We start from the raw sequence: 20,973 nt of genomic DNA, 5'->3' as shown, positions 1-20,973 counted from the left end.
CTGGATGTTATCCGTTGGTGGGGGTTTCCGGCAGGGCATCCTCCAGGGGCCCTGCTACTTCGGTGCTGGCTACAGCGGTGCCTGCTGCCTTGCGTGCAGCGTGGCGCTTGGCCAGCATGCTGATGGCGGCGGGCAGCACCGAGGCCAGGACTAGGGCAATGGCGATGACGTCAATGTTCCGGGCAATGATCTCGTAGTGGCCAAGCCACGTGCCAAGTAAAGTGATGGAACCGGCCCAGCCCACGGCACCGGCGATGTTCCACAGAGTAAATTTCCGGTAGTTGTAATTCGCCACCCCTGCCACCAGTGGGGCGTAGGTCCGGACCACGGGCACAAAACGGGCCAGAACAATGGCCCAGCCGCCACGTTTGGCAAAGAACTCTTCCGTCTCCACCAGATACTTGCTTTTGAGAATGCGGGCGTCATCCTTGAACCAGCGCCGCCCAAACTTGCGCCCCAGCATGTAGCCCACTTGGTCTCCAGCCACGGCCGCAAGCACCACCACTCCTATCAGAACAGGCAAGGACAAATTGAGCTGCTGATGCAGCAGGCCCGCGGTGAAGAGCAGTGAGTCTCCTGGCAGGAAGGGGAACAGCAGCCCTGATTCAATGAAAACCATCAAGGCTACGACGGCGAGCGTGGCCGGGCCCAACCCAGCCAGCAGTGAGGCCGGATCCATAACGGAGAATAGCCCAGTGGGATGCAGGCCTTGGGGGAGCGCGCCATCAAAAAGAGAAACGGCTAGCGGCAATGACAACAAAATAGTGCCTCGATCAGGAGTTCGGGCGGGTGGAATGCGGGGAAGCCGCTGAATTAACAGTAGACCCGGGAACAAGCCGCGGCAGGAACCGGTTCCAGATCCCTACGAACAGCAGCACGCCGGCGCTCGCAGCAAGGAATGATGCGAGCACATCTGTGGGGTAGTGGACACCCACGTAAATCCGTGACCAAGCCACCACCAAGGGAACAAGAACAGCGCATAGTGCAGCCACACGCGCCCACAGGGTTCGCGACCAAGGGCTTCGCAGCAGGAGGAAAAAGAACGCCCACGCTAGTCCGACTGCCAGCGCTACGTGCCCGCTGGGGAAGCTGTTGGATCCGGTTTCCGGTGCCAAAGGATCAAAAAGCAGGGCGGGGTTTGGCCGTTGCCGTTCAACTATGACCTTGAAAAACTGGCTCGAAAGCCACCCTGAGGCAGCCACACCACCAAAGGCAAGGGCATCGATGGGGGCTCGGCGCACCAGTAACAGGAGCAAACAAACCAGTGCGATTATCAGCACTCCGCCAACCGGCGAAAACGCTATATTCAGGATCATGGCGACGGCGGTGAGGAAGCCCGTGTGGCTGCGGCTCAGCTCCTGATCGATCCCGAACTCTTCCGAGCTAAAACTGGGAGTGGCAACGACGAAGAAGCCCAAGGCGAGTACGGAAACTGAGAGGAACAGCACCCACAATCCCCACAGGCGCGGCTGCGGCAGTATGGCCAGATACGTACGGGGCGTGAGCCAGACACTGACTCGTTCTGGGCTCATCCCGACTGAACGTCCTGTCATGGCAATCTACGGTTCATAGCGGATAGAAGCATACTTCTATTCTTGTCCGTGGGTTCCAAGAATTTACTAAGAACCGGCCCACCACCAAGACGCTCTCCCACCTCCGGGGCGTTAACCACAGACGCTATCGCAGCAATGGCTGGAATTTCGCGAACGATATCGCAATCCCCTGATGAGGAGTGCGATAAGGTTCGGCAAAAGTTGACCGTTGCTGCGATAGCGTCGTGAAATACGGCCCATAGATGGGAGAGCGTCTGGAGGGCGGGCGGCTAGGGCTGCGTGAACTTCAACACCAGGGTCCGCGACTCTGGGCGGAGGGCGAACTCCGGCCACACATCAGGCCCGCAAGCACGCGAACCGAGCCCGTGCTGGGCGGCATCCAAGTACAGATGACTGTGGGTCTGGGCCGGGAGTTCATGCGGGTGGCCGGCAGCAGCAATTTGCTGGGCTGTGTGCCGTGAGAGTGTGAACCCTGGCAGCCGTCCTGCGGAGTCGGGCTCGGCATCAATGCGCAGCCACGGAGTCCCGTTGCGCGAAAGTTCCAGCCAGCGCACGTCGCTGTGATGCCCGGTTTCCTGCGGGCGGGCGTACGGGACGTTGAGCTCTTCCAAGCTGCCGCTGTGCCGGCCCACCACTGTGGCCTGCATGCTGTCAGGGTAGGATTCGCGTGGGCCAGCACCAAACCAGGTGGCGCCGTCCACGTCCGCCGGCAGATCCAACCGGACACCAATGCGTGGCCACACCGTGTCCCAGCCAGCGCTGGGGGTGATATCCAGACGCAGCCACAGCTCATCCCCGCAACGCTGCCAGTTCTCCTCCACGGCCACATTGTTGAAACCGTCGGCGGCCGCATAGCGGGTGCGCACGCGAACCCCGTCTGGCAGGGCAGAGACGTTCTCCACCCGCCGGGTCAACCTGTCCAAACCGGCCTGCAACCACACCGTCTCAGACGATGGCGCCGGCACGCCCCGGCCGCTATTAAGCCACGGATCCTCCGGGCCGTAGATGCCAAAACCTGCACCCTTGTCATTGTCCGTGGGTGCCCTGAAAAGCTCGAGACGGGGACCGGCAACACCCAGGCCTGCCAGCGCAACGAGAGAACCGGACTGGAACGTTGCAGCACCCACAGTGACGGGAACCGCGCCAGCCACGGGGTTGGCGGGGCGGGGCGCGCGCGAGGGGCTCTGGCGTGCTGAAAGATCCAGCTGGGTTGCCGAGAGCGAGTGCCCGGCGGGTGCCCATTCGGTAGCCTCTGCCAGCACCGCCTCCACGGTCAGCCAGCTTTCCCCGTGCGGTGCGGGCGCCGCGGCGGCCAGCGTAAAGGTGGCAGATTCCCCGGCGATCAGCGGGCCGTTGGCGCCGTCCGCAGCCAATTCACCGGAGCCGGCCAGAACGCCGTCGTGCTCCACCCGCCAGCGCAGCACGATATCCGCCGCATCCGCTGTGTGCCGCAGGTTCGCCACCGTCAGCACCGGAACCCCGCCATCCGGGGCCCCGCCGGAAAACACAAGGGAGAGCCGGATGGGGGAGACGATCTGCTTGTATTCGTACAATGCGGGGGTGGGTGTGGAATCGGAGAGGATCATGCCGTCCATGACGAAGTTCCCGTCATGGATCACCTCGCCGAAATCGCCTCCGTAGGCGTAAAACTCAGTGCCAGTGCCAGTTTTGGTTTTGGTGCGGATGCCGTGATCGCGCCACTCCCACACGAAACCACCGTGCAGGCGTGGGTATTTATCCACGAGCGCCTCATACTGGTCCATGGCGCCCGGGCCGTTGCCCATGGCGTGGACGTACTCGCACAGCAGGAATGGCTTGGTGCGTTGCCGGGCCGATTCCACGGCGTTGCAGCCCAGCAGCAGTGCGTTGGAATCGTTGCTGCCAATGGAATCCGTCTCCGGGATGGAGGAGTACATGCGCGAGTACACATCCGTGTAAGCGCCGGTGTAGTCACCTTCGTAGTGGACCGGACGGGAGGCGTCACGGGCGTGCGTCCAGGCCGCCATGGCTGCCAGGTTCGCGCCCGTGCCGGATTCGTTGCCCAGGGACCACATGATGATGGAGGGGTGGTTTTTGTCCCGCTCCACGGTGCGCTCCATCCGGTCCACAAACGCATCACGCCAGGCGGGGACGTCGCTGGGATTTTCCACCCAGTTGTTGGCATGGAAGCCGTGAGTTTCCAGATCACATTCCAGGATCACCCAAAAACCCATCTCGTCCGCCAAATCCAGCAGGCGCGGGTGCGGCGGGTAGTGGCTGGTGCGGATCGCGTTGACGTTGAAACGCTTCATCAGGGCCAGGTCTTCGCGGGCATCGGCTTCATTAAACACGCGGCCGCGGTCAGGGTGAGTCTCGTGGCGGTTCATGCCATGGAACACCACGCGGCGCCCGTTCACCAGGAATTGATCGCCCACAATCTCCACGGTCCGGAACCCCAGTGAGAGCTCAATGCTTTCCGCCGCGCTGGACACCGTTGCCCCATAGAGTGTGGGTACTTCCGCAGACCACGGGTTCACGTTCTCCACGGTGAGAGGCACGACGTCGGAGGGTGACTCCCAGCGCACCTCCAATCCCAGCTCGGGCACCGTGAGCGTTACAGGGTAGGCGTCCGGATCTGCTGTGATCTCTGCCGTGATTGTGCCGGTGCCGGTGCCGGTGCCGGCGGCTGGGATGGCGGCTCCTGTTGTGGAGGACGCTGAGCCGCAGTGCCAGTCAGTGCGCAGCCACACATCGGTGAGCCCGCCAGCGGGACGGGCCTGCAGGCTCACGTCACGGAAGATCCCCGGCATCCACCACTGATCCTGGTCCTCCAAATAGCTGGCGGCGGACCACTGGTGCACGCGGACCACCAGCACGTTGGTGCCGGGGCGCACTGCGGCGGTGACGTCGAACTCCTGGGCGAGCCGGCTGCCCGAGCCCACCCCAATTTCCTGCCCGTTCACCCACACCTTGTACCGCGATTCCACGCCGTCAAAGCGCAAGGAAAGTGCCGCCGTCGTACTTTCACACCAGGCAGCGGGGACCTCGAAGCGCCGGCGGTAGTCTCCGGTGGGGTTGGCGTCGGGGACGTGGGGCGGGTCGATGGGGAAGGGGTATTGGACGTTGGTGTAGATGGGCAGGCCGTATTTGCCCTCGTGGCCAAGCACCCAGTGGGAGGGGACTGCCATGGTGTCCCAGGCGGCGTCGTCATACGATTCGCCGGCCATACCTTCCACGGTTTCGCCACTGGGCAGGGCGGATGCGCCGGGAGTTCCGGGAGCCGCGGCCAGGAGGCGGAAACGCCAGTCCCCGTTCAGGGACAGGGTGGGTGCGTCGCTGTGCAGCCAGGAACGGGCGGGCACGCGCAGCCCGGTGCCGGGGCCCTGATCGGTGATGTAGGAGACGTCGGCCGCGGCCGTGGGGGTGAGGGTCATGAGTTTACTGATCCTTTGCTAAGGCCGCCGTGCCCAAAACGCTGCAGGGCCATCGTGGCAAGGAAATTGATGGGCAGCGGCCGGATGGCGATTGAAGAAAAGCTACCACAAATATTGAGTGCTCACTCGAATTTCGTTGCAGGCGGGTAAAAACGTGCACTAGGCTGACACATCATGACCACAAACCCAGTTGTAAAGTCCGCCAAACGTGGTCCTTATGCCAAGTCGAAACAGCGCAAAGAGAGCATCGTCAAGGCGGCCCATGAGGTTTTTGCCGCACATGGTTACCGGGGCGGATCCCTCCAGGACGTCGCCGACAAAGTGGGTATGAGCCAGACCAGCCTGCTGCATTACTTCCCGGCCAAGAGCGATCTGCTGCTGGCGGTTCTGGACTGGCGGGACCGCATTTCGGGGTCGGGGTCCGGGCAGGGGTCCGTGTCGGTGCCCGGCTCGGGCTCCACAGAAGGGTTCGGTGAGGCGCGTGAGCCCGAAGAGGCACTGGTGGACGCCGTGATTCGCCAGGCCAGTTTCAATGAAACCATCCCCGGCGTCATTGAGCTGTATACGGTCCTGTGCGCAGAGTCCCTCACAGAAAACCACCCGGGGCTTGGCTATTTCACGGAGCGTTACGAGAGGTTGCGCGGGGGCTATGCCCGAAAGTTCTCAGTGCTCGCAGGACAGGGGCGGCTACGGGACGGCGTGGACCCGGCGCGGGCGGCGGCGAATCTTATTGCGCTCTGGGACGGCATCCAGACCCAATGGCTGATGGCGCCCGAAAGCATAGACATGGCGGCCTGCCTGCGCGACTACCTGCAGTTGGTGGTCCTGCCGGAAGGCTAACCTCAAGCCCGGACGCTCTGTCACCTTTGGGGCATTATTCCCGGACACTAGCGCAACAATGGCCCAGTTTTTACGATCGCTATTCCAAATCGCGGTCAGGGCCGGGATAGCGTTCGTGAAAAGGGCACCAGTGGTGGGATAGCGTCCTTAGTTGCGGGCCATCTCTGCGACGAGTTCACGCACCACAGCGCGCAACTCCCCGCCATTGGCAGCCGCAACGCGGCGCTGACGCTGGTAGCTGGCACCACCGGAAATGATTTTTTCAACGCTGGCCAGCTCATCGGCACAACCCAACTTCGCCGCCACCGGCTCCAGCTTGTTCAGCAACTCAACCAGGTTTTCGGTGACAAGCTGTTCTTTGCCTGCAGCGTCCAAAATGATGATGGCGTCCATGCCATACCGGGCGGCTCGCCACTTGTTTTCTTGAATGTGCCACGGCGGCATGGTGGGGATGGTACCGCCGTCGTTCAAGGTATTTGAAAAGTCCTCCACCAGGCACTGGGTCAGGGCCGCCACGGCGCCGATTTCTTCCAGTGTGGACATGCCGTCGCAAATACGCATTTCAATGGTGCCCAGGCCGGCAACGGGGCGGATATCCCAGCGGATTTCATTCATGGCATCGATGACACCGGTGGTGAACATGTCCTGGACGTAGGATTCGTACGCCTCCCAATTGGGGAACTGGAAGGGCAAGCCAGCCGTGGGAAGCTGCTGGAACATCAGCGCGCGCTGCGAGGCGTAGCCGGTGTCTTCTCCGCTCCAATACGGCGAGGATGCGGACAGCGCTTGGAAGTGCGGGAAATAGTTGACCAGCCCATCCAGAACCGGCATGGCCTTGGAAACATGATCCAGGCCCACGTGCACATGTACGCCGTAAATGAGCATTTGACTGCCCCACCACTGTGTCCTGTCAACAAGCTTCGCGTAGCGTTCCTTGTCGGTGACTGCTTGGGTGCGTGGATTACTGAACGGGTGCGTGCCGGAGCTAAGTAACTCCAGCCCCAGCGGGTCCGCTGCTGCGCGCAAGATGTTCAGGTTACGGCGCAAGTCCTCGGTTCCCTCAGCAACTGTGTGGCAAACGCCTGTGACCAACTCAACAGTGTTCTGCAGCATCTCACCCTTGATGTGAGGATGTTCGCCATTGCGCCAGACGTCGGGATCGGCGGCCAAGATGTTGGCAAAGACGTCATCTGCACGGGCTGTTAGTTCGCCGGATGTGGCATCAACCAACGCTATTTCCCATTCCAGGCCCAATGTGGACTGCTCTGACTTGGCGAAATCAATCTTCACTGCGGCGCCCCCTTGGCACTGATGGAGTTCTCATGCAATTCGGCAAGGGTGCCTGCTGCCTTCTGATTGTAGTTCAGGATTTACGCCACAATGGGAACATGCCCATCCTGAACAAAGATATGACCTTGTGCATTTCGCTCGCCGCCACGCCCAGCAACATTGGCACCCGCTTCCACAACTACCTCTACGAGGCTCTGGGGTTGAACTTTATTTACAAGGCGTTCGCCCCCACTGATCTTGCTCAGGCCATTGCTGGCATTCGCGGGCTTGGCATTCGGGGTGCTGCGGTGTCCATGCCGTACAAGGAAGATGTTATTGCGCTCATTGACGTCATGGATGCCTCTGCCGCAGCCATTGATTCTGTTAATACCATCGTGAATTCCGGGGGTGTCCTGACCGCCTACAACACCGACTACCTGGCCATTGCGCGGCTGCTGGAGAGCCGGGCAATCGATCCCGCGAGCACTGTTTTGTTGCAAGGTTCAGGAGGCATGGCTAAGGCTGTAGCTGCTGCCCTGTACGACGCCGGATTTGCTCACGTCAGCATTGTGGCCCGCAACGAAGTCCGTGGCCAAGCACTTGCCGCGCTGTACGGTTTCGCCTGGTTGCCGGAGGTGGGGGACGCCACGGCGGGGATGCTGATCAACGTCACGCCCCTAGGTATGGCGGGTGCGCAGGAGTCGGTGCAATCCTTTGCGGACGCGGCGGTGAGAGCCGCGCAGGTGGTGTTCGACGTCGTCGCGCTTCCCGCCGAAACCCCGCTCATTAGGGCAGCTCGTGCGGCGGGCAAGCAGGTCATGACCGGAGCCGAGGTCATTGCCATCCAAGCGGAAGAGCAGTTCGTGCTGTACACGGGGGTCCGTCCCAGTCCGGAACTGGTCCAGGAAGCCTCGGAGTTTTCCCGCAGCTAATCCTCGCTCTGCGAGAGGGTTGGGCTACAACGCGCCATTTCTGAGGGAGCGTTGGCGAAAAACGGCCCGAATGTAACCGAGCGTTGGTGTTAGGCGGGGAGGTCGTGGGGTTCAACCACCACGGCAACCCTGTCGTCCCCAATCCGGGTCAGCACCAGTGTGGCCTTGTTGGGACCCTTGCCAGAACCTGTCAGCAGTTGGCGGCGCAGTTCCTCGGGAGTGACAGAAACTCCGCGCTTTTTGATATCCAAGACACCGATCCGCTTGGCTTTCACCCAGGCTTTGAGCGCCTTCACATTGAACGGCTTGACCTCAAGAACCTTGTATCGGCGGGCAAACGGGGTGTTGAGCGGTGTATCAGAGGACAGGTAAGCGATGTGTTCATCAAGGAGATGGGCGTCCATGCTCCGTGCCAGATCGGCTACGAGTCCGGCACGGATCACGGCACCATCTGGCTCATATAAGTAAGCGCTAATGGGGCCAATCTCCACGTTCTGGCCCGCGGGATCAAATTTCACGGCGCTTGTCAGTTCCGCGCTGCCGTTCTTGCCAATCACGAGGGCGCTGCGGCAAACACCGGGGCGGGCCAGCTGGTTGAAGTAGAGCCCGGCCTCCACCACGTCGCCATTGAGCGAAATCCATTGAGCCTCGGCCGTGTTGGGAATGGCCTCATGCGGGATACCGGGCCCCATCTTCACACCAACGGCCAGCCCCCGGTCTGCCAGCGACTCCACGAAGGACAAGGGCGGGGAAAAAGCTTCCGGATCAAAAAGTCGGGTAGTACCAGAGGTGCTGGTGGTGCGCCGGGCAGGGTCCAGCCATACGCCTTCCACACCGGCAAGATCGGTATTCTCAGCGCGCCCGCACACCACTGTGGCGTGCGGGAACGGCATGAGGTTGATGGTGGCGCAGGCTGTTGTGACCTCGTCCATTTCCACTGCGGTGACCTTGATGTCCAGGCTTGCCATAGCGAGCGAATCGGCTCCCAAACCGCAGCCCAGATCAGCCACGGAGGTGATGCCCGCAGCCGTAAATCTTTGCGCATGCAGCGCTGCGATGCTCAGCCGGGTGGCCTGCTCCAGGCCAGCCTGGGTGAACAGCATTTGGTGTGCGAACTCGCCAAACTTTGCCTCGGCCTTGGCCCGCAGCCGGGCTTGGGTAAGAGCTGCTGCGACCAACTCGGGGGAGTGCCCGGCCTTGCGCAGTGACTCGTTGAGTTTGAGGGAATCTGACTCGCGGTAAGGGCCCAAGGAGGATAAAAGCTCCCACCCTTCAACGGTGAGCAGGGGGGAGATCGCATCGGGAGCCATGCGTTAAGCCTAACCGCCAGCGCGAACATGGACGTCCTCCGGAATTAAGCCACAACAAACTTGCGTAATTGACTAAGCGTGGACTAACTTCGATGGTGCGGGGATTGGTGAGCGGGGCGAGTTACGCCTCAAGGTGCCACCGCAGATAGCAAATGTCACTGTCCTGAAGGGCATTTTGCTCGATGTGATGGAGATCATAACTTAGGCAAGCCTTAACTAACTTAGGGTAGGCTACGCTAACTTATGAACTCATTCGCTTGCCCGGCTGATCAATGGCCGTAGAATCCCGAAGGAATCCATGCCCTCCCTGAAACTTCGTTTTGTTGCACTCCTTGGCGCCGCAGCCATCAGCCTGACAGCCTGTGGAGCGGAGATCTCGGCTCCCGCGGAAAGCTCCAGCGCCGCAACAACTATCACCGTTGAAGACAACAACGGCACGCACACATTGAGCGCCCCGCCAACCTCTGTGGTGGCCACGGACAACCGCACCTTCCAGACACTTTCGGACTGGGGAATTACGCTCAAGGCAGCCGCCGTGAAGCTGATGCCTTCAACCAATCCCTACAAGGCGGACACGTCGATCGTTGATCTGGGCAACCACCGCGAGCCCAACCTTGAAGCCATTGTGGCCGTTGACCCCGAGATCATCATTAATGGTCAGCGCTTCACGCAGTACCAAGATGACTTCGCAAAACTTGCCCCCAGGGCCACCATCTTGAACTTGGATCCGCGAGACGGCCAGCCTTTCGATACCGAGCTGAAGCGTCAGATCACCGTCTTGGGCGACGTCTTTGCCAAAGCTGATGAAGCCAAGAAGCTCAACGCAGACTTCGACGCAGCCATTGCCCGGGTCAAGAAGGCCTATGATCCCAAGGCCACTGTCATGGGTGTGATCACCTCGGGCGGAAACATCAACTACTCGGCACCTGGAGCCGGCCGCACGCTGGGCCCCTTGTTCGGGCTCCTGGGCCTGACCCCGGCCCTTGAGGTCAAGGACGCCAGCACCGATCACCAAGGTGATGACATCTCCGTCGAGGCCATCGCAAAGTCCAACCCGGACTGGATTCTGGTCATGGACCGTGACGCGGCTGTTGCTGCAGGCGAGGCGGAGTACAAGCCTGCCAGCCAGCTACTGGAAAGCTCCGAAGCACTCAAGAACGTGAGCGCCACGGCGAAGAAAAATATTGTCTACATGCCTGCTGACACGTACACCAACGAAGGCATTCAGACGTACACCACGTTCCTGAACAACTTCGCGGACGCCCTCGAAGGCAAGTAGCCATTATTTTCCGCCAGCCCTGTGGCGGGTCGGGGAGAGAATCCCCCGGCCCGCCACGGGGTTGACGTTTTGGGCCAGAACTGAAGAGGACCCCTGCAGTATGACAACTACCACGCACGCCCCACCTAAGGGCAAACTTTTTGAACCCAAGCTGCTCATCGGCGTCGCCGTAGTGGGGGTGCTGCTGCTGTTCTCCCTCTTTACCGGCGTATATGACATCTTTGGTGCTCAGGACGGTGGGGAGATGTTCGCCATCACCCGCATCCCGCGCACCATTGCACTGGTGCTGGCCGGTGCAGCCATGGCCATGTCCGGTCTTGTTATGCAGTTGCTGACGCAAAACCGGTTTGTGGAACCCACCACCACGGGAACCACCGAGTGGGCGGGGCTGGGTCTGCTGGCCGTCATGATTGCCAACCCTGGCGCCAGCATCCTGGTAAAAATGTGTGGGGCAGTCATTGCCGCGTTCATCGGTACCTTCATCTTTTTTCTTTTCCTGCGCCGCGTCTCGCTCAAAGCCTCCCTGACAGTGCCCATTGTGGGCATCATGCTGGGCGCCGTGGTGGGAGCCATTTCCACCTTCGTGGCACTGCAAACCGACATGCTTCAGAGCCTGGGGATTTGGTTTGCTGGTTCCTTCACCTCCGTGCTCCGGGGACAATACGAGGTGCTGTGGATTGTGGCACTGGTGGGGGTTGCGGTGTTCCTCGTGGCAGACAGGTTTACAGTGGCAGGCCTGGGTGAGGAAGTGGCCACAAATGTGGGCCTGAACTACAACCAGGTCATGCTGCTGGGAACCGGGCTCATTGCCGTCGCCACCGGCATTGTGACCGTGGTTGTGGGCAACCTGCCGTTCCTGGGCCTAATTGTGCCCAACATTGTCTCCATGTTCCGCGGTGATGATTTGCGCGGCAATCTGCCATGGGTGTGTCTGCTGGGTATTGCCATTGTGACGGTATGTGATCTAGTGGGAAGAACCATTATCATGCCCTTTGAAGTACCCGTGTCCTTGATCCTGGGGGTGGTGGGCGCGGTGGTGTTCATCGGGCTCTTGCTGAAGCAGCGCCGTCGTGCCTGAGGCGCCAGTGGTCCGCCGCACCCCGCCGCGTCCGGGTGCTCAGGGCGCAACCCCGCAACAGCACTCAGCCCACAAGCCCACCCGGAATTCGGGGTCACTGCCCACGGCCAGGGTCCGCAAACGCTACTGGATAATCCTGGGCCTGCTGATTTTCCTGGGGGTAGGATTCGGCTTCGGACTGCTGGCCTGGGACAACCCCATGCCGGTGGGGTCGGCAGGTTTTTGGCGCATCGCCGAGCTGCGCGGCACCAGTGTCATTGTCATGATGGTGGTTGCCATTTGCCAGGCCATGGCCACGGTCAGCTTCCAGAGCGCCACCAACAACCGGATCATCACGCCGTCAATCATGGGTTTTGAATCCCTCTACATCGCGGTGCAGACAGGTGCGGTGTTCTTTCTGGGCGCCGCCGGGGTCACCATGGTTCAGGGAGTACCGCAATTTATTGTGCAAATTGTGATCATGGTGGGCCTGTCGATGGCGCTGTACGGCTGGCTGCTGTCCGGCAGATACGGAAATCTGGCGATCATGCTGCTCATCGGCATCATTATTGGCGGCGGGCTGGGCTCCATCTCGGCCTTCATGCAACGGCTGCTGACCCCCAGCGAATTCGATATCCTCACCGCACGCCTGTTCGGCTCTGTCGCCAACGCCGATATCAGCTACCTGCCTATTGCCATTCCGTTGTGCGTAGTGGCCGGTATCATGCTGCTGCGCAACGCCAAACGGCTGAACGTGATCGCCATGGGCAAAGACACCGCCACCAACTTGGGCCTGAACCACCGCTTTGAGGTCATGCGAGTGCTGTTGCTGACCTCGATCCTGATGGCCACCTCCACAGCCCTCGTGGGGCCCATGACCTTCCTCGGATTCCTGGTTGCCACGCTGGCCTACCAACTCGCCGACACCCATGATCACCGCTACGTTTTCCCGATGGCCGTGCTCATTGGCTTCGTGGTCCTCTCGGGTTCCTACTTCGTCATGAAGAACGTGTTCTACGCCCAGGGTGTTGTCTCCATCATTATTGAAGCCGTGGGTGGCACCGTCTTCTTGTTCTTCATTCTCAGAAAGGGCCGACTGTGATCACACTGTCCGCGGTCAAGAAAAATTACAGCAGTGACGTTGCCATCGGGCCCGTGGACCTGCAAATCCCATCCGGGGGAGTCACCGCCTTGGTAGGGCCCAACGGCGCGGGCAAGTCCACCCTGCTGACCATGATTGGGCGGCTGCTCGGGATGGATTCCGGGGCCATTGAGATTGCCGGATATGACGTCTCGCGTACTTCCTCGAAGGATCTGGCCAAGATCGTTTCGATCCTGCGCCAGGAAAACCACTTCGTCACCCGGCTCACCGTGCGTCAGCTGGTGGGTTTTGGCCGCTTTCCGCATTCCAAGGGCCGGCTCACAGTGGTCGATGAGGAGGCAATCAGCCGATCCATCGACTTCCTGGACCTAGGCGAACTGGAAAACCGTTACCTGGACCAGCTCTCCGGCGGGCAGCGGCAGCGGGCCTACGTGGCCATGGTGCTGGCCCAGGACACCGACTATGTGCTCCTTGATGAACCGCTCAACAACCTGGATATGAAGCATTCGGCGCAGATGATGCAAATGCTCCACCGTGCCGCGCAGGAACTGGGCCGAACCATTGTGGTGGTGCTCCATGACATTAATTTTGCCGGACACTACGCTGACCACATCTGTGCCGTGAAGGACGGTGTGGTGACGGAGTTTGGCACACCGGACGTGATCATGACCGATGAGGTCCTGAGTCGCGTCTTTGACACCCCGGTGCAGGTCATCGAGGGCCCCCGCGGGCCGCTCGCCGTCTACTACTAAGAGCACGACGGCGATCCCCTCCCGCCTGCCGTCCCTCCCACCCAACGCTCTCCCAGCAATGGTGCGTTTTTCGGGGACGCTATCCCACCGAGTGGGGATAGCGTTCCCATTTTTCTCGCCATTACTGGGATAGCGTGCTTCGGGCATGCCACAGAATGTAACCGAGCGTCCAGAGGTGCGGGTTAGCTGTCCTTGCGGATCCAGCGGAACGTGACGCGGCACAGGAGCAAACCAAACACCAGCCATATTCCCATGACTAGTGCCACGAGACCCAGATCCCAGCTCCCGGAGGGCTCCATCACCTCGAAGGACTCTGGCAGGAACACGCTGCGCATCCCTTGAGCCATCCACTTCAGCGGAAAGATGCTAGCAAAGTCTTGCAACCAGCCGGGTAACTGCGCGAAGTTCAAGTAGACCCCGGAGATGAACTGCAGCAGCAGCACAATCGGGATGACCACGGCGGTGGCGCTCTTGCCTGTCCGCGGAAGTGCCGAGAGGGCGATGCCTAAAACGCAGCTAGTAATCACGCCGAACAGAAACACCCAGGCGAAGGTCAGCCACTTCTCTGGTGCAGTGGGAAGCTCCACGTTGAACGCGAAACGGGCCACAAGCAGCAACAGTGTGACCTGCAGGACCGAGCTGATCAGAACCATGCCGATCTTGCCCAGAAAATAGGAGAACACGGGCAGGGGAGTGCCGCCTAAGCGTTTAAGTGTGCCGTCCCCCTTCTCGCCAGCAATGTCCACGCCCAGGTTCTGCACGCCACTGAGCAGCATGCCCGCAGCCACCATCCCCGGCACATAAAAAGCCGCAAAACTGATGCCGCCGGAGCCATCAGGGGCCGCACCAAGATTCCCGCTAGTACTGAACGCCACAGCAAAAACCGAGAGCATCAGGATCGGGAACAGGAACGTGAAAAACACCGAATCGCCCTGCCGAAAGTACAACTTGAGCTCATAAAGGATGCGGGAGGTGCCCAACTCTAAGGTCCTCATACGGCGCCTTCCTCTGCATTGATGAGCGAGTGTTTACCCACCAGGTGCAAATAGATGTCTTCCAGGGACGGGCGGCTAATTTCCAGTGAGTCAACTTCGCCGCTGGCCTCAGCGTAGAGCCGGGCAGCCAGCGCTGCGGGCTCGGCTGTTCGTTGTGAATGTTCGACGCCGTCCTGCCGCCACCGCACTAGCGGAACCCGTGCGTCGGCTCCGCCAATCTCGTTGATGGGGCCTATATCCACCAGCTTGCCGCCGAGAATGATCCCGGCACGGTCGGCTAGAGTTGCCGCCTCATCCAAATAGTGTGTTGTTAACAAAATGGTGGTCCCCTCGGCCTTGAGCTGGTTGATCAGAGCCCAAAATTGGCGCCTGGCCTCAGGATCAAACCCGGTGGTGGGTTCATCCAAGAATAAAAGTTTGGGGCGCCCGATGATGCCCAACGCAACATCCACACGCCTGCGTTGCCCGCCGGAGAGCTTGCTGATCCGGGTTTTGGCCTTTTCCGTCAGGCCCACCGCTTCAATGACCTCGGATACCTTGCGTGGGTTGGGGTAGTAGTTGGCAAAGTGGGTCAGTTGCTCCAGCACCGTGACATTGCCGCTTTCCCCGCTGGACTGCAGCACTATCCCCAATTGTGCTTTCCAATCCAGGCCCCCATGCTGCGGATCAACACCCAGTACTGAAACGTCACCGCTGGTCCTATCACGGTAGCCTTCAAGGATTTCAATGGTGGTGCTTTTGCCGGCACCGTTGGGGCCCAGCAGCGCGAAAGTTTCACCCTCATGAATGTCGAAGCTGATCCCATCTACCGCGGTAAAAGCGCCATAGGATTTCAACAGATCACGAACGTGCACGGGAGCTAGACTCATTTGCTTATCCTCCCACCGCGGCCGAAGTCTGAATAGATTTTTCAACTTATGTCTCTGAAGGTGACTGCCCCGGTGCGCCGTGAGCGTAACCGGGCCCGCCGGCGTCGTACTTTTGTAGGAAATTCTGGCACTCGCCTTGACCGAGTGCTAATCAATTCCCTAGAGTCAGAGTTAGCACTCTCACCCTGAGGGTGCTAACGCGCCTATCTTTCTGGCCATGGGAACATCACCGGCACCGCGACGACGGTTGGGTTCCACCCAAACATGGGCAGAAAGTGTTGCAGCCATCCAAAGAATTTACGTGTGAAGGAGAGGTCCTAAGTGTCGGTCTCTATTAAGCCTCTTGAGGATCGTATTGTTGTTCGCCAGCTCGAAGCAGAGCTGACTACCGCATCGGGTCTGGTTATCCCGGACACTGCCAAGGAAAAGCCCCAGGAGGGCGAAGTTGTGGCAGTGGGCCCCGGCCGCGTTGATGACAACGGCAACCGTGTCCCGATCGATGTTGCCGTTGGCGACGTTGTTATCTACTCCAAGTACGGTGGAACCGAAGTGAAGACCGGTGGCGAAGAGCTGCTCGTTCTTTCGGCCCGCGACGTACTGGCCATCGTCGTTAAGTAACGGCTTTTGCTCCAGTAACCACTTTGTGAAGCCCCGTGCCCGGATAGGTGATCGAGCCTGTCTAGATCAATCGCCGGACGCGGGGTCTTTGCGTGAAAGGAACACACCGCATGGCTAAGCAGCTTGCATTTAATGACGACGCACGGAAGGCCCTTGAGGCCGGTATTGACAAGCTCGCGGACACCGTCAAGGTGACCCTCGGCCCGCGCGGTCGCAACGTTGTACTCGATAAGAAGTGGGGTGCCCCCACCATCACCAACGACGGCGTGACCATCGCCCGCGAGGTGGAGCTGGAAGACCCGTACGAGAACCTCGGCGCACAGCTGGCCAAGGAAGTTGCCACGAAGACCAACGATGTTGCCGGCGACGGCACCACCACGGCCACCGTTTTGGCGCAGGCACTGGTCAAGGAAGGCCTGCGCAACGTAGCCGCAGGCGCAGCTCCCGGCGAGCTCAAGCGCGGCATCCAGGTTTCCGTTGAAGCCATTGCCGCACGCCTGTTGGAGAACGCACGCCCGGTTGCCGGAGGCCAGGTGGCAGAAGTTGCTGCCATCTCCGCCCAGAGCCAGGAAATCGGCGACTTGCTCGCCGAAGCGTTCGAGAAGGTTGGCAAAGATGGCGTCATCACCATCGAAGAGTCCTCCACCACCTCCACCGAACTGGTCCTCACCGAGGGCATGCAGTTCGACAAGGGCTACCTGTCCCCGTACTTCGTCACTGACGCAGAACGCCAGGAAGCAGTCATGGAAGACGCACTGGTTTTGATCAACCAGGGCAAGATCTCCAACCTGCAGGAATTTTTGCCGCTGCTGGAAAAGGCACTTGCCGCGAACAAGCCGCTGTTCATCATTGCTGAAGACGTTGACGGCGAGGCACTGTCCACACTGATCGTGAACCGCTTGCGCGGCACGTTGAACGTTGTTGCCGTCAAGGCACCGGGCTTCGGCGACCGCCGCAAGGCCATGCTGCAGGACATTGCGATCCTGACCGGTGCACAGGTTGTCTCCGCGGAGATCGGCCTGTCCCTGGACCAGGTTGGGCTTGAAGTGCTGGGTACGGCTCGCCGCATCACCATCACCAAGGACAACACCACCATTGTTGACGGCGCCGGCACGGCCGACGAGGTCGCAGCACGGGTTGCCCAGCTGCGCGCTGAACTGGCGCGAACCGACTCCGATTGGGACAAGGAAAAGCTGCAGGAACGCCTGGCCAAGTTGGCTGGCGGCATCGGCGTGATCAAGGTTGGCGCAGCCACCGAGGTTGAGCTCAAGGAAAAGAAGCACCGCATTGAGGACGCCGTGTCCGCAACGCGTGCTGCTTTGGAAGAAGGCATTGTGGCTGGTGGCGGTTCCGCACTGGTCCAGGCCGGTAGGGCACTTGATGAAGATGCTGCTGTTCTCGCCTTGAGCGGCGACGCCGCAACCGCCATTGATCTGGTGCGCAAGGCTATTGCCCAGCCGCTGCGCTGGATCGCCCAGAACGCAGGCCATGACGGCTATGTTGTGGTGCACAAGGTTGGCGAGCTCGAAGACGGTTTCGGCTTCAACGCTGCCACCGGCGTCTACGGCAACCTGATTGAAGACGGCGTCATTGACCCCGTCAAGGTCACTCGTTCGGCTCTGCGCAACGCAGCGTCCATCGCATCCTTGGTGCTCACCACCGAGGTCCTCGTGACGGACAAGCCTGCTGAAGACGAAGAAGCAGGGCACAAGCACTAACGTTTTTCACCAATGATCCCGACCCCGCTTTTTGATACCGATACCCCGGTGTCCGAAAGCGGGGTCGGGATCATTTTTCGTTGTTCCGGCTGCGGCCCGGGCTCAGAGCGCGCAGGGCGTTCAGGATCGTGGCTAGATCGATCACTTCTTGAGCCAGCGCACCGGCCACGGCAGGAATCAGCCCCCACGCGGCCAGAAACATTAGGCCCACGCTGAGGATGATGCCAATCCAGATACTTTCGACGGCGATCCGCACCGTCCGCTGCCCAATCTGTACCGCCTGGGCCACCTTGGCCAGGTCATCGACCATGATGACAACATCGGCAGACTCGCTGGCCGCGGTGGAGCCCTTGGCACCCATGGCAATGCCGACGTCGGCCGAGGCCAGGACGGGGGCGTCATTGATCCCATCGCCCACCATCAACACCTGCCGGTGCTCCAGCGCATTGACCAGGCGAACTTTGTCAGCCGGCAGCAGCCCCGCATGGATCTCAGTGATGCCAGCCTCGGCCGCAATAAACCTTGCCGTGGCCTCGGCGTCCCCGGTGAGCATGACCGTGTCCGCCACCCCCAGCTCTTGCAGCGCTGCCAACGTGGCCGGCGCTTCCGGCCGAAGCGGATCACGCATGATCAAGGTCCCGGCAAAGCGGCCGTCAATTCCCACATAGACGGCCAACTGCCCGCCCGTCAGCAATGCCTCCTGCACACCACTGACCTGGCTGGCGACAAAGGCGCGTTTACCCACCAAAATGTGGCGTCCACCAAAAGTGGCGCTGACCCCGTTGGTTGCATGTTCGACGGCGGACTCGGTGCTGTGGAGCGTCAATCCCCGGGACTGCGCCTCGGCCACGATGGCTGCGGCCAGCACATGGGAGGAGTATTGCTCGGCGGAGGCGGTGAGTGCCAGCAACTCGTCGGGAGCTGTTGCGACGGTGCGGATTTCTTCGAGGCTGGGATCACCGCTTGTCAGCGTTCCCGTCTTATCGAATGCGGCTGTCTTGACGCGGGAGAGTTGCTCCAGTGTGCCGCCGCTCTTGACGATGATCCCGGATTTTGCGGCCCGGCTCATACCACCCAAAAAGGCCACAGGTGCGGCAATCAGCAATGGGCAGGGGGTGGCCACCACCAGCACTTCGGCAAAGCGGACCGGGTCACCACTAAGAAACCATGCCAGCCCTGCCATGGCCAATGAAAACGCCGTGAACGGCACGGCATACCTGTCTGCGAGCCGCACCACGGGTGCCTTGCTTTCGGCCGCGTCACGCACCAAGGCAATGATGCGGCTGAACTGGGAATCTTCCTCACGGGCGCTCACCCTGATGCGGACAGCGGCCGGTCCATTGAGGGCGCCACTGAGTACGGAATCACCCACCACATGTTCCACGGGCAGGCTTTCGCCCCGCAGCGCGGATTCGTCAAACACGGCAGGGCCAGAGAGCAGCACACCATCCACCGGAACCACCTCTGCCGGGCGGACCAGCAACGAATCACCAATCTCAACATCAGCCAGTGGAACATCAGAGGTTGTTCCATCAGGGTTTTCCCGATGCGCAATACGTGGCGCACGGTCAAGCAGCGAGCGCAGCTCCCTGTTGGCGCGTCCGGTGGCATAATCCTCAAGGGCGGCGCCGCCGGTCAGCATCAAGATGATGATCAACGACGCGATGTACTCGCCAACGGCCACCGTGGCAAAGATCGCCGTGACCGCAAGAATGTCAATGCCCCAATGGCCGCGCAAGATGTCCTTGACCATGCCAATGCCCTGATACAAGGCGATAGCGACGGCGTACAGGCTCGCCGTCCACCGTGCGGCATCGTGTTGACCGGCCAGCAGCACAAACGCCACCACGATGCCCACCAGCACCGTCAGCCACACCAGTGGATAGCGCCGCAACACAGTGATCACACCCCGTTGGCGTTCCTGCGCACTATTGAGGTCCGGGCCCTCGGAGCGATTGGTCACGAATCCTGCAGATGCTTCCTTCATGTCACCACTGTGCCTCAGTCTCGCCGCCAATCCCAGTATTGGTACATGACCGGCAGCCCCGACGCCCCGGCAGCCCCGACGCCCCTGACGGACCCGACGGACCCGGGTCATCAGCGGCGGAAGGGGTTCTGCGCGCCCACACCACGGGCGGCTGCCGCGGCGTGGGCAGCAGAGTACCGTGTTGGTGCCGGGCGTCTGCGCCGGACTACCCGGTAGATAAACAGCACGGCGGCCGCAGAGACCACAATGCCCGTGACGTTCAGGAGCAGTTGCAGCACGGACCCGGCCGCCCGCCCCTGCTCGCCCAATACCAGCGCAACGGCAACGTACCCGGCCGCTGGAACGGTTGTGACGGAAATGAAAACACCTACCAGTGCTGCAGACTTCCTGCCAATGAGGGAAAGCATGCCAGCAGCCCCGGCCAGCACTGCCACGATGAACGAATACGGGCCGGGGTGGTAAATGAACTCGGTGGCGCTATTTTTGCTGAGCACCACAGCGGGGTCAAATAACCCCAACTGCACCGAGACGATCGTGGCTAGCGCCGTCAAAGCCATGGCAATGGGGAAACCGATCACCAAGGCCACGGACGCCCGCCGGGCAAGCTGCCACCGCCGATCCACCAACGCTAGGGCCAACCCTGCCAGCGGGCCAAACTCCGGACCCACCACCATGGCCCCGACAATGGCGATGGTGGAATCGGTCACGATCCCGATCCCTGCCAGCTGGACGGCGATGACCAGAAACACCAGGTAGCTCCAGGTCAGCTTTGAGTCGGCATTGGTGTCCTTTTCCACCTCGTCCCAGATGATGGCATCAGCGCCATCCCCCGCAACGGCTTGGTCGGCTTGGTCCAGACGCTCGGAAATGACAAGCTCCGGCGCGGTGATACTGAGCGAACCCTGGTGGGAAATATCCAGTCCATGTAACTTTTCCAGCAGCTCTTCGACGGATTCCCGCACCGCCTGGAGCACAATGACGTCACCTTCTGGAATCAAGGAGGCGCCTTCTGTCCGCGAGATTTCCGAGACGCCCGGGTGATTACGGGCAATCTCCACCACGGAATCGGCAGTCCCGGCCGGGACAACAATGCGGATCTGCAACGCCATGGAGGTCCTTTCCGGTGCCAGCTCGTGCGCTTGATTCTATGGGATGATGTGCGCCCCGGTGTGATCCACCCCTCGAGAATAGGGTCAGGGACGCTTTCGTTTTAGACTGTAAGCAACGCACAGACCAGCTTCGTAATCACGGGACCGGTCATCGGATGCACCCCCCTGCA

General features: G+C 60.8%; 17 protein-coding genes. 8 read left to right on the top strand and 9 right to left on the bottom strand.

Annotated elements, in window-relative coordinates; translation table 11 throughout:
- Positions 1-7 precede the first annotated feature (7 nt).
- The 3 genes from ABIB48_RS08925 to ABIB48_RS08915 all read right to left on the bottom strand — a co-directional run bounded on the left by ABIB48_RS08925 (position 8) and on the right by ABIB48_RS08915 (position 4,966).
- Complete coding sequence (locus ABIB48_RS08925) at positions 8-679, bottom strand: DedA family protein (protein WP_354212797.1); 672 nt, start codon at positions 677-679, stop codon at positions 8-10.
- A 94-nt stretch (positions 680-773) separates the two neighbouring features.
- Complete coding sequence (locus ABIB48_RS08920) at positions 774-1,532, bottom strand: phosphatase PAP2 family protein (protein ID WP_354212796.1); 759 nt, start codon at positions 1,530-1,532, stop codon at positions 774-776.
- Between the two features lie 290 nt (positions 1,533-1,822).
- Positions 1,823-4,966 (bottom strand): glycoside hydrolase family 2 TIM barrel-domain containing protein, encoded by a 3,144-nt coding sequence (locus ABIB48_RS08915; protein WP_354212795.1) that lies wholly within the window; start codon positions 4,964-4,966, stop codon positions 1,823-1,825.
- A gap of 174 nt (positions 4,967-5,140) precedes the next feature.
- On the opposite strand from ABIB48_RS08915, the gene ABIB48_RS08910 reads away from it, so the two are divergent.
- Complete coding sequence (locus ABIB48_RS08910) at positions 5,141-5,806, top strand: TetR/AcrR family transcriptional regulator (RefSeq protein WP_354212794.1); 666 nt, start codon at positions 5,141-5,143, stop codon at positions 5,804-5,806.
- A 147-nt stretch (positions 5,807-5,953) separates the two neighbouring features.
- Here the strand turns inward: ABIB48_RS08910 and ABIB48_RS08905 are convergent, their stop codons facing one another.
- A complete protein-coding gene (locus tag ABIB48_RS08905; protein WP_110105604.1) occupies positions 5,954-7,096 on the bottom strand; it encodes a glutamate--cysteine ligase in 1,143 nt (380 codons plus the stop codon).
- Positions 7,097-7,194: 98 nt separating this feature from the next.
- Here ABIB48_RS08905 and ABIB48_RS08900 point away from each other — a divergent pair, with 98 nt between their 5' ends.
- Positions 7,195-8,007 carry a shikimate 5-dehydrogenase gene (locus tag ABIB48_RS08900; protein ID WP_354212793.1) on the top strand — a complete coding sequence of 271 codons (813 nt, stop codon included), beginning with the start codon at positions 7,195-7,197 and terminating at the stop codon, positions 8,005-8,007.
- Positions 8,008-8,096: 89 nt separating this feature from the next.
- Here ABIB48_RS08900 and ABIB48_RS08895 read toward each other — a convergent pair whose 3' ends face one another.
- The gene (locus ABIB48_RS08895; RefSeq protein WP_354212792.1) at positions 8,097-9,317 is read right to left on the bottom strand and encodes a THUMP-like domain-containing protein; all 1,221 of its coding nucleotides are present in this window, start codon (positions 9,315-9,317) and stop codon (positions 8,097-8,099) included.
- 298 nt (positions 9,318-9,615) lie between these two features.
- Here ABIB48_RS08895 and ABIB48_RS08890 point away from each other — a divergent pair, with 298 nt between their 5' ends.
- The 4 genes from ABIB48_RS08890 to ABIB48_RS08875 all read left to right on the top strand — a co-directional run bounded on the left by ABIB48_RS08890 (position 9,616) and on the right by ABIB48_RS08875 (position 13,507).
- Positions 9,616-10,596 carry a siderophore ABC transporter substrate-binding protein gene (locus tag ABIB48_RS08890; protein ID WP_354212791.1) on the top strand — a complete coding sequence of 327 codons (981 nt, stop codon included), beginning with the start codon at positions 9,616-9,618 and terminating at the stop codon, positions 10,594-10,596.
- Between the two features lie 100 nt (positions 10,597-10,696).
- Positions 10,697-11,674, top strand: coding sequence for an ABC transporter permease (locus ABIB48_RS08885; RefSeq protein WP_354212790.1), 978 nt, complete (start codon positions 10,697-10,699; stop codon positions 11,672-11,674).
- Positions 11,667-12,755, top strand: coding sequence for an iron chelate uptake ABC transporter family permease subunit (locus ABIB48_RS08880; RefSeq protein ID WP_502914118.1), 1,089 nt, complete (start codon positions 11,667-11,669; stop codon positions 12,753-12,755). Before ABIB48_RS08885 ends, ABIB48_RS08880 begins: the two co-directional genes overlap by 8 nt.
- A complete protein-coding gene (locus ABIB48_RS08875) occupies positions 12,752-13,507 on the top strand; it encodes an iron ABC transporter ATP-binding protein (RefSeq protein WP_354212789.1) in 756 nt (251 codons plus the stop codon). Before ABIB48_RS08880 ends, ABIB48_RS08875 begins: the two co-directional genes overlap by 4 nt.
- Before the next feature lie 182 nt (positions 13,508-13,689).
- Here the strand turns inward: ABIB48_RS08875 and ABIB48_RS08870 are convergent, their stop codons facing one another.
- Together ABIB48_RS08870 and ABIB48_RS08865 are read right to left on the bottom strand one after the other, a co-directional pair.
- Entirely contained in the window at positions 13,690-14,502 is an 813-nt protein-coding gene (locus tag ABIB48_RS08870) for an ABC transporter permease (RefSeq protein WP_110105610.1), read from the bottom strand.
- On the bottom strand, positions 14,499-15,371 hold the full coding sequence (locus tag ABIB48_RS08865) for an ABC transporter ATP-binding protein (RefSeq protein WP_110105611.1): 873 nt from the start codon (positions 15,369-15,371) through the stop codon (positions 14,499-14,501). The genes ABIB48_RS08870 and ABIB48_RS08865 overlap by 4 nt, the downstream gene beginning before the upstream one ends.
- 321 nt (positions 15,372-15,692) lie before the next feature.
- Between ABIB48_RS08865 and groES the strand changes: the two genes are divergently transcribed.
- Positions 15,693-15,989: a co-chaperone GroES gene (gene groES, locus ABIB48_RS08860; RefSeq protein WP_038464523.1), complete on the top strand. Its 297-nt coding sequence runs from the start codon at positions 15,693-15,695 to the stop codon at positions 15,987-15,989.
- 110 nt (positions 15,990-16,099) lie between these two features.
- Complete coding sequence (gene groL / locus ABIB48_RS08855) at positions 16,100-17,707, top strand: chaperonin GroEL (RefSeq protein ID WP_315915484.1); 1,608 nt, start codon at positions 16,100-16,102, stop codon at positions 17,705-17,707.
- Positions 17,708-17,777: 70 nt separating this feature from the next.
- Here the strand turns inward: groL and ABIB48_RS08850 are convergent, their stop codons facing one another.
- Positions 17,778-19,694 (bottom strand): heavy metal translocating P-type ATPase, encoded by a 1,917-nt coding sequence (locus ABIB48_RS08850; protein WP_354212788.1) that lies wholly within the window; start codon positions 19,692-19,694, stop codon positions 17,778-17,780.
- 110 nt (positions 19,695-19,804) lie between these two features.
- Complete coding sequence (locus ABIB48_RS08845; RefSeq protein WP_354212787.1) at positions 19,805-20,803, bottom strand: DUF389 domain-containing protein; 999 nt, start codon at positions 20,801-20,803, stop codon at positions 19,805-19,807.
- Positions 20,804-20,973 lie beyond the last annotated feature (170 nt).

It is taken from the genome of Arthrobacter sp. UYCu511 (assembly GCF_040547105.1).
Taxonomy (GTDB): Bacteria; Actinomycetota; Actinomycetes; order Actinomycetales; family Micrococcaceae; genus Specibacter; species Specibacter psychrochitiniphilus.
Note: the sequence above shows the minus strand (reverse complement) of the source record. Positions and strands in the feature narration are given on the sequence as shown.